The following is a 375-nucleotide window of genomic DNA, read 5'->3' on the forward strand; positions in this document are numbered from 1 at the left end:
GAGCCAGCCCGAAGTTGATGCAGATGCTCTTGGCGTGTCCGATATGCAGGTAGCCGTTCGGTTCGGGCGGGAAACGGGTCTGGACGCGCGTTTCGCCCTTGGCGATCGACTCTTCGATGATCTCTTCGAGGAAGTTCAGCGACTTCTCCCGTGTTTCGTTTGTTTCGCTTGCCATATGTGTATGTTTCGCTTGTTGTATGCTTTATTTCTTTGCCTTGGGGCCGATGTTGAACAGCTTCTGGATGTCCACCGAGAGCTTCACGACCTGCTGCGTGCCCATGCCCGTGCCGTCGTAGTGGAACACCATGCCCGCCTCGACGGCCAGCGTGCCCTTGAAGAATCGGCGGTCGTAGCCGACCCACGTGCGGTTATAGA

General features: G+C 57.1%; 1 protein-coding gene. It reads right to left on the reverse strand.

Annotated features, from left to right (window positions below):
- Window positions 1-175 (reverse strand): glutamate--tRNA ligase family protein (locus QVP03_RS10905; protein ID WP_288210771.1); only part of this gene is annotated, 175 nt, incomplete at its 3' end.
- Window positions 176-375 lie beyond the last annotated feature (200 nt).

The sequence above is a fragment of the Alistipes sp. CAG:29 genome (genome assembly GCF_000435435.1).
In the GTDB taxonomy this organism is placed as follows: Bacteria; Bacteroidota; Bacteroidia; order Bacteroidales; family Rikenellaceae; genus Alistipes; species Alistipes onderdonkii.